The organism is Lactobacillus sp. ESL0791, from assembly GCF_029433255.1.
GTDB lineage: Bacteria > Bacillota > Bacilli > Lactobacillales > Lactobacillaceae > Lactobacillus.
Genome location: NZ_JAQTHU010000004.1, coordinates 1 through 8,076, shown reverse-complemented (window position 1 = coordinate 8,076; position 8,076 = coordinate 1). Strand labels below are relative to the sequence as shown.

Here is an 8,076-nt window from a genome sequence, read left to right as displayed (position 1 = left end):
TTGATAAAGCTTTTCTAAAACGCAAAATAGTAAAAATAGATATAAAATTCTTATTAAGCTGTCTGAAAAGTTACTAAAAATATTTATACTATGAATAAATAGTTGTATTTGTTTATCAAACATATTTGTTATTGCTATAATTAAAAAATAACCAATAAAATATATAAAGAATGTAATATATTTAATTTTTTTAGATTCGCTTTCATTTTTCATTGAGTATCTCCTATCTTTTTAATAATACACAGAAGTTACTCTTTATTGACAACCCCAGGTAATTGGATTTCCTTTATTACTAAATCTTATATAAATTCCTCTCTCACAAGCCTTATTGTTACCTGCAGCATTAGTTATAATTGTTGCAGCAGTTGCAGCTACTAAAGGATGTCCAGCTGCAACTAAGACTGTTGACAAAGCATAACTAATAGCTCCAGCACCACCGTAAGCAGCTATTTTAACAAGTGCACTGTTTACATAAAGAGTAAATCCATGACTGTTAGTCGAAACATACGTTCCACCATTACGCATTAAATCTTGCGTTAAGGCTGCTTGATATTCTTTTTCTCCTAGAATGCTTTTTACATTATAGCCTTTAGCTTCAAGCACATCAAACAATTCTTCATTAGTAAAAAAGGTTTTAGTTTCATCATTATTGCTTTGTTGGGTATTTGCAGTAATAGTATCTGCATGTACAACTTGAGTTGTAAGAATTCCATTTCCCAGTGCTGCTGCGACTGGACTCAATGCTAATGTTGTTAATCCTGTAATTACTGTTTTCTTCAATGTCATAATTATTGCTCCTTGAATTTTTGATTAATTCGAGTGAGTAGTAGTTAATTTACCCAACTCTTCTTACTTGCCGTCTGAAATTAATTATTCGCGTTTCATTTTAATCATCTCCAAATATAATTAATAAATTTTCATGAAATATACGCTGAATTTTAATCCTTATCAACAAATAACCAGTTTATTCATTCCGTATTAATAATAATTTAATATATGTAATTATGATTGCGCTTTTTTGATATATACCACCTATAACTTAACATAATGCACATAATCCGCAGTTAATGAAAAACAGCTGCTAGATTAGTATTTAGCCGCTGATAAAAACAGCCGCTTGTGAAAGCAAAGTCATATAGGATTAAAAAGCCCGAGAAATCGGGCTTTTATTTTACAATCTTTTCAAATTTCACAATTAGACCAATCGAAAAAGCCGAGGTTAACCCCCGGCTTCTCCCTGCGACTTACTTAAACAGTTTTAGCAGTTTATCTAAAATGTCATTAATGGCATTAAAGATCCCTTCCGCCTTAGCGAAAAGAAAGCACAGTAGAATAAGTAACACAAACTCATGCATGACAAACACCTCCTTTAAAGAAAGGTTGACTAGACCTCTCAAGATGGCGCGCAGAGCGTGCTTAATCAGTTTACCAGATTTATTTATCTATGGTATAATTTTCCTAGAATAAGTAACACTTCATCATCGTATGAGGAAGTAGAGAGCGTGTAGTGCAAGGTGACTACTTGCAACGCGCGGTGACGATCCCAGAAGGATCGTCTTTTTTTGTTGTCCCAAAATCGTCCTTGCCTTAAATCGCAATCCACGATATACTGATGACACATCAAGAAAGAACAAATTTATTTCGAAAGAAAAGCAAGCAATGATGCACGCGCGTTTTAAACGAGTGGGAAAGTATCACTGCTTTTTTTGTGCTACAAATTCCCCATCATTAGTCTATTTCACAAAGGAGGAAAATTTATGAAGACGTTAGAAACTGCCTTCGATTCACGCAAGATCAAGCTGACCTATGCGACAGATGACGGCAAAACTGACATGTCACTGGCTCATCTTAAGGAAGATGCCACTGATACCCAGGTTGGCCAAGTTGTCGAAGCGCTTGAGAGCCTTACTGACGGCGTTTTAACTGCTGTGACATTAACACAGGTTGACAATGCCCACTTAATTGAAGCTGAATAATTTAGAAAGGAGATATTATGGCTAAAAAGGTATTAAAGTTAGTCTTTGCTAACTCGCACAATACAAACAAAACAATTACGATCAGCAATCCCAAAGATGGTTTGGACGAAGCAACCGTCAAGGCTGCAATGGATAAGATTGCTGCTGCCAAGGCTTTCGGCCTTGGCGAGGTCGTGATTTACAATTCAGTTGTTGGTGCCAAGTACTACACAACTGCGACTGACAACATCTTTAACATCGAAGATGCTAAAAATGCTTAACAGTTAAGTTAATCAAGGCAAGGGCAGCACCCTTGCCTTTTATTTTTAAGGAGAACCATGAACAAATTCTTTATTCTGGCGGAATATTCGCAGCCAATGTACAAGAAGTGCGAACTCTGCAAACGGGTCAAGGACGTGCATTACCGGCTGGACGTACACAATGCGGAAACGTCAAGCATGATTGTCGGCTCCCTTGACCTCTGCAAAGTTTGCGCGCAAAACGTGGGCGCGATTATCCAGCAAGGAGGTTAATTTGGAGCTATTAAAACTGATCCTGGACCAGGCTGCCGGTGTGGCCATTGCGATTTTGCTGATTATGCGCATCGAAAATAAGCTCGATGGGCTGACCGATGCCGTTAATCAGCTGGCTAGCGCAATTAAGTCAACACACAAGGAACCTGGTGTAAGGACACGACAAATTTAAATATTTATGCAATTCGAAGAAATCGTCAAAAAATTCATTGCGGACAAACTCTTAGAGGGCCGGGCACCTGGGACAATTAAAGAGTACGAGATCCGCCTGGCCGAATTAGGCACCTTTCTTGCTACAGAAAAAATCACTTTGCAGGACATAACCGGAGCAGATGTCCTGGATTTTATCCGTTATCTGCAAAAGAAAGGGCAAAAAACACAAACTGTAAAAAATAAATTAGCGACTTTTGTCGTATTTAATAAGTGGTTAGTCAAACAAGGGATCCTGCCTGCCGTTATCGTCACCCAAGATTATTTTCCTAAATCGACCGAAACCAGGCGTATTCGGCGATTAAATGACGAAGAATTGGCCATATTTAAGGATTACGTTAATAGCCTGCAAGAAAATGCCCGCGCCGCTTTTTGGCTGATGCTGGGCACCGGCTGCCGGGTTGGCGAAGCCGCCCATTTACGACCGGTTGACGTCAGCCTGCGTGGCAAGTCAGTTTATGTCGACATTCACGACGCCAAGTGGGGCAGTGACCGCTGCATTCCGATTGTCGATCAAACAGCGGCCAGAATCGTCTGGGAGTACCGCAAGACGCTAACGATTGACAATCGGCCACTTTTCCGGCTGTCCAAACGGACACTGCAAGGCTATGCGACCAAGTTTGCCCAAAAGACCGGCATTACCTTTAGATGCCACCTCTTGCGACACACCTTTGCCGCTTTGCTGACGGAGCAGGGTGTTCCGATGACCACAACCCAATTTTTATTAGGCCACAAGAGCCTAGCAATGACCGCACACTATGCCCAGTCCGCAATTACCGATTTAAGCAGCATTAGAGCTGAAATATAGGAGAAAAATAATGAATGATATCAAGTTATTAGGTAGATTGTCACAAGAACCAATTTTAAAGAAAAGCGCACAAGGTCAGCCTTATGTCTGGTTTGTGGTGGCCGTCCCACGCAAGAATGACCGCCAGGAAGCTGATTTTATCCGCTGCGTTGCCTTCGACAAACTGGCAGCTGCCGTCAATAAGTATTGCGGCAAAGGCCGCCAAATTTTAGTTCAGGGACGATTGCAGGTCAGCCAGTCAATTGATAAGGAAACCAATAAGAGCCGCTACTATCACACGGTGGTGGCCCAAAACGCACAATTTTTGCAGGACCCAGCAAGAAGCAATTAATTTCTTGCTAACTAATTATTTTTAACTTAAACAGCTGTCAATGGTACCGGACCAAGCGCAGCTTGGGAGGATAAGGAATTGACAGCTTCTCTAACTCATAAGCTTTTTGGCGGAAGAACAAAAATTGTTCTTCCTGCCCAGCGGCGAGCGTGGGGTTTGGGGCGAAGCCCCATGTTGATGAAATTACTTAAGAAAATTAACTTGCTCGTATGTATCACCCCCCGGTACTAATAGGGGGGTAATAAATACAGCCAAACACATAGAAAGAATAAATATGCTCTCTGTAATCATTGACTGGCTTGAGTTTACCGTGCTTGAGGCCAATTTAAAATTCGTTTTCCAACTTTTAGGCTTAAACTTTGCTTCCTTCACCCCTTTAAGCAAGGGTCGTTTCGGCTACCACAACCAACTCAAGTGGCAGGACGGTAGTATTTTTATCATGTTCACCACCCCAGATAAGGAAATCACAGAAAATTCGCAGACCAAAAGCGAAACCGGCATTCATGTCATGATTACCGGTCAGGGCTGCCGCCATTACTCGGTCAACCATGACCTGCTGGCCTTGATTGGCAAACTTTATTCTATGGATCATATCAACTTCTCACGCATCGACCTGGCCATCGATGATTACGAATCAAAGATCATTAACTACGGCCGTATCAATCAGGCAGCTCTTGCCGGCTACTTCACTTCGCGCTGGAGCAAATGGGACGAAATCAACTCGCGGCAGACTGCTACCGGTGAATTTTTGGGCCGCACAATGTACTTCGGTTCCCAGGCATCCGACCTGTTCTGCCGCATTTACGATAAAAGTTTGGAAAGAAAGGCCAATACCAAACAAGTGTTCGATAATGCACCAAAAAATTGGACCCGTTTAGAACTCGTCTATCGCAAAGATCGCGCCAAAAAACTCGTCGAACACCTGATTGACGGCCATAAAAGCCTGGGGCACGTGCTGAGAGGGACGCTCAGACAGTATTTACGCTTCGTTACTCCGGCAACTGACCAAAACAAAGCCAGGTGGCCCAGCGCATCTTGGTGGGATCAGCTGCTGGCCGACGTCGAAAAATTGCAGCTGACAATCAAAAAAGAAAGTGCATCAATCGAACAGATGACTGCCTGGGTTGATCGTCAGGTGGCCCCGACCATGGCGGCCATTTTAAAGGCCTATGAGGGTGATATGACCTGGCTAAGGAAAACGATCGTTGCCGGCGGTAGTCGGCTCACACAGAAGCACAACGATGCTGTCAGCTTATTTAAAAAGGAGGTCCCCGTATGAGCACATATCCCCGCATCGCCTGGGCCACGTCGATGACGCCCAGCAATCCCGAGCATTATCAAGAACTGTTGAAGCATCATGTCAAAAGTATGATCATTTGTCTGCATTTAAGCGGCGTTAAAACTTATGAAGTCGCGGAAAAACATACCAAAGCCGCAAAAAAAGCCGGTATGAGTGCCCATGCGGGGCTGATCACCGACTTAACTAATCCACTGGACGATGCCCGCTGTTTTTATCGCACTTACAAAAAATTGGGCTACAGTAGCGCTGCCAAAGTCGTAATCTTCTGTATGCATTCAAATACAGTAAACAAGCGTGAAGAAAAGCTGCAGGAATTATTGCGCTACATTGCTTGCTTTGTCGACAAGGCCAAGATTGACATTACTTTCAACAAAAACTACTTGCAGAAATTCGAAGATGTTGCAAAAGGTTATAACCTCACTATCTTCAATCCCGGCAGCTTAAATGCTGGCGTCAAGAATGCCGGAACCTGGATTTATACCAACACGTTCGCAAACCACACCCAGTATCTTGGTTATGACTTTTACGGCTTTTACACGGGCAACAGCGGCTTCCAGCTGTCCTGGCTCGATGACGAGTATATTGCCAAGCCTGGCGACACCTGGGTGACGGTGGCCACACTTTATGACATCTGGCTGCCTGACCTCTTAAAATTAAATAGCGCCAAATATGACGACTTGGTTGTCCCTGGTCAACATATCAAGGTGCGGTAGACAGACCCAAGTAGTAACTCTTGAAGTGACCTTTGCGGCTTGATATTGCTAAACGAAAGACAGCTTGCTGGCTGGAGAGCAATATCAAGACACATTGGAAGCGAGAGAGCTACTACTTGGCTTTTTATTTTTAAAACAAACAAAAAAGGAGCCCCTCCATTGCGCAAGTCTATTCTCGACGCTTCAGCCGGCAAAGCCGTCTTCCGTTTCGTCTCGAACTAGCCAAGCTTCATTTCGGGGCTCCTTTTACATACCATATCAATCAAAATGTCCGGTGATCCGTTGCCACAATGATGCATTTGTCACCTTATCAACTTTATCCTGCAGCTCAGAGCGTTTCTCAGCAGCTTCCAGCAGCTTTTGTTGTGAATCCTTCAATTCTTTGGTCTGTTCCAAGATCCTGGCCTGCAATTGCTGCTGTTGATTATTCAGCTGCAGCTGTTTATCATTCAAATCTTTAAAATCATCCGCATACTTCTCAATCTTCGAACTTAATCTTTGATTTTCCTTCGTTACCTGTTCATTTTCCTGCTGCAAAAGTGCATACTTCTTCTTTAAAACAGCCAACTCATCATCTTTATTCGAAGATGCTTTATCTCTCAACGCATCAGCAATCTTTGCAGCATCTTTATCAGAAACAACGAAGCGATTTTTCTCCTTTTGCGTCTTAATCTGCTGTCTCTTAATTTCATCACGAACCCGTTGTTTTTCTCTGACCAGATCCTTCTTATTCTTTACTAGTCCAGAAGCAATTTCATTTACAGTCTTAACCATTCATGCCACCTTCCTTAAAATGAACATTCAAATTAAATCGAATAAATTCGAAAATAATCGAAAAACTGTGAATTATCTTTAAGATCAATAATACGCCGATTTGCGAAAACAAAACAGACAATTTTCCCAACACAATTAAAGCAGCCGGCAAATACACATCGCCCTGAGAACTCATATTAACCTCCTACAGGCCAACAACAGCCTTCCAGTATCTCTAAACATCTCACGCGCTAAAACACTCTGCACACACTACCATTACCCAGCAACCAACTACAAAACAAGCATCATTCGCCGTTCTATCTCAACTTTAGCTCATTTCTTACAGCTCGAATTCATGCCACTTTCCTCTTCTATTCTGCCACTACATCCTTCACCAATCCTCCAATAACAACAACTATTCTAATTATCCTCTTAATTCTTCTTCTCCCCACATTATCTACTTACTTATATACATTTCTATTCTCACTTTACTACTATCATTGGCCTAGACTTGCCCCATTAAATATTCTAGACAACCGCGAAGCGGTTAGTTAGGTATTTTCCCCTTGCAATAAGGAGAAGAAAATATCTAACTAACTTTTTCGCAATTGTTGGTTACCAATTTCGGCTTTTACACCGACACACATTTAAGCTAAAAAACGCCCTGCACAGTAGCAATTGCCGTTGTTTTTTGTCACTTAGTCATGATCTAGAAGTTTCTGGGCAACGCCATATACTAACCCCAGTCAATAGCACAGTGTGCTATGTTCTGCTTGCTACTGCCGTATGTTCCACTGCTAAATATTCTCCTTACAAATGATTTAATTCGAATACCTAGTAGTCGTCTGTACCGCCCTGACCTGGTTTGCTACTGCTGGTCGTCACCGCCACTTGCCCCACTTCATTCGTTACATGTTTTCGGAAATAGATTTATTACTTGATATGGCCCTATTACACCTGTCCCTTTTTACAACTTTGTCCTGTTGGTTCAGCTGATAACGGTAATTTAGATAATTAAAAACCACCGGCTAATCTAGTTCGGTGGTTTTCTTAACTTCAACTCTTGAATTTTTTTGTATTCTTGATATACTTATCTTTGAGTTGAAGCTAATCTGGAACCGTCCAAAGTTGTAGGATTAGCTTTTTTCATGCCCTCATTTCAAATGAGGGCACTTTTTATTTGCATTGATAACGTAATCATAGCATAAAAAATGAAAATTAAAACAAAAAATTTTGTTGAGAAGGAGATTCTCTGCACTTTTACGTAAATCAAGTTGAATAATTGGACTGTCAAATTCGTATAATAAAGCTAACAGTAACAGCCAAGATCAAGAAATTGATAAACTTTTAAACAAATTATATTGCAACTAAAAAAAGACCACCAAAAATCTTGATGGTCGAAAATATTCTAAATTTAATATTAAAAAGCTATCTTAATGCATTATACTTTTTAGAAAAATACTGGATACTCTT

At 41.1% G+C, this 8,076-nt stretch carries 11 protein-coding genes; 7 read left to right on the top strand and 4 right to left on the bottom strand.

The genetic code is table 11. From position 1 onward, the window contains the following. A partial coding sequence (locus tag PT285_RS11305) for a hypothetical protein (protein WP_277150845.1) occupies positions 1-213 on the bottom strand: 213 nt, incomplete at its 3' end. A gap of 42 nt (positions 214-255) precedes the next feature. Next, positions 256-786 carry a hypothetical protein gene (locus PT285_RS11300; protein ID WP_277150843.1) on the bottom strand — a complete coding sequence of 177 codons (531 nt, stop codon included), beginning with the start codon at positions 784-786 and terminating at the stop codon, positions 256-258. Positions 787-1,757: 971 nt separating this feature from the next. On the opposite strand from PT285_RS11300, the gene PT285_RS11295 reads away from it, so the two are divergent. The 7 genes from PT285_RS11295 (at position 1,758) to PT285_RS11265 (ending at position 5,850) form a co-directional block, all read left to right on the top strand. Then, positions 1,758-1,976 (top strand): hypothetical protein, encoded by a 219-nt coding sequence (locus PT285_RS11295; protein ID WP_277150841.1) that lies wholly within the window; start codon positions 1,758-1,760, stop codon positions 1,974-1,976. Between the two features lie 17 nt (positions 1,977-1,993). Then, complete coding sequence (locus PT285_RS11290) at positions 1,994-2,236, top strand: DUF2922 domain-containing protein (protein WP_277150839.1); 243 nt, start codon at positions 1,994-1,996, stop codon at positions 2,234-2,236. 253 nt (positions 2,237-2,489) lie between these two features. Next, a complete protein-coding gene (locus tag PT285_RS11285; RefSeq protein WP_277150837.1) occupies positions 2,490-2,660 on the top strand; it encodes a YvrJ family protein in 171 nt (56 codons plus the stop codon). 6 nt (positions 2,661-2,666) lie between these two features. Continuing rightward, a complete protein-coding gene (locus PT285_RS11280) occupies positions 2,667-3,506 on the top strand; it encodes a site-specific integrase (RefSeq protein ID WP_277150835.1) in 840 nt (279 codons plus the stop codon). A gap of 10 nt (positions 3,507-3,516) precedes the next feature. Continuing rightward, the gene (locus tag PT285_RS11275; protein WP_277150833.1) at positions 3,517-3,837 is read left to right on the top strand and encodes a single-stranded DNA-binding protein; all 321 of its coding nucleotides are present in this window, start codon (positions 3,517-3,519) and stop codon (positions 3,835-3,837) included. 274 nt (positions 3,838-4,111) lie between these two features. After that, a complete protein-coding gene (locus tag PT285_RS11270) occupies positions 4,112-5,116 on the top strand; it encodes a replication initiation factor domain-containing protein (RefSeq protein WP_277150830.1) in 1,005 nt (334 codons plus the stop codon). Then, positions 5,113-5,850, top strand: a complete 738-nt coding sequence (locus tag PT285_RS11265) for a LysM domain-containing protein (protein ID WP_277150828.1) — start codon at positions 5,113-5,115, stop codon at positions 5,848-5,850. Before PT285_RS11270 ends, PT285_RS11265 begins: the two co-directional genes overlap by 4 nt. Before the next feature lie 258 nt (positions 5,851-6,108). Here the strand turns inward: PT285_RS11265 and PT285_RS11260 are convergent, their stop codons facing one another. Together PT285_RS11260 and PT285_RS11255 are read right to left on the bottom strand one after the other, a co-directional pair. Beyond that, positions 6,109-6,624 carry a hypothetical protein gene (locus PT285_RS11260; RefSeq protein ID WP_277150826.1) on the bottom strand — a complete coding sequence of 172 codons (516 nt, stop codon included), beginning with the start codon at positions 6,622-6,624 and terminating at the stop codon, positions 6,109-6,111. Further along, complete coding sequence (locus PT285_RS11255) at positions 6,617-6,799, bottom strand: hypothetical protein (RefSeq protein ID WP_277150824.1); 183 nt, start codon at positions 6,797-6,799, stop codon at positions 6,617-6,619. The genes PT285_RS11260 and PT285_RS11255 overlap by 8 nt, the downstream gene beginning before the upstream one ends. Positions 6,800-8,076: the final 1,277 nt, after the last annotated feature.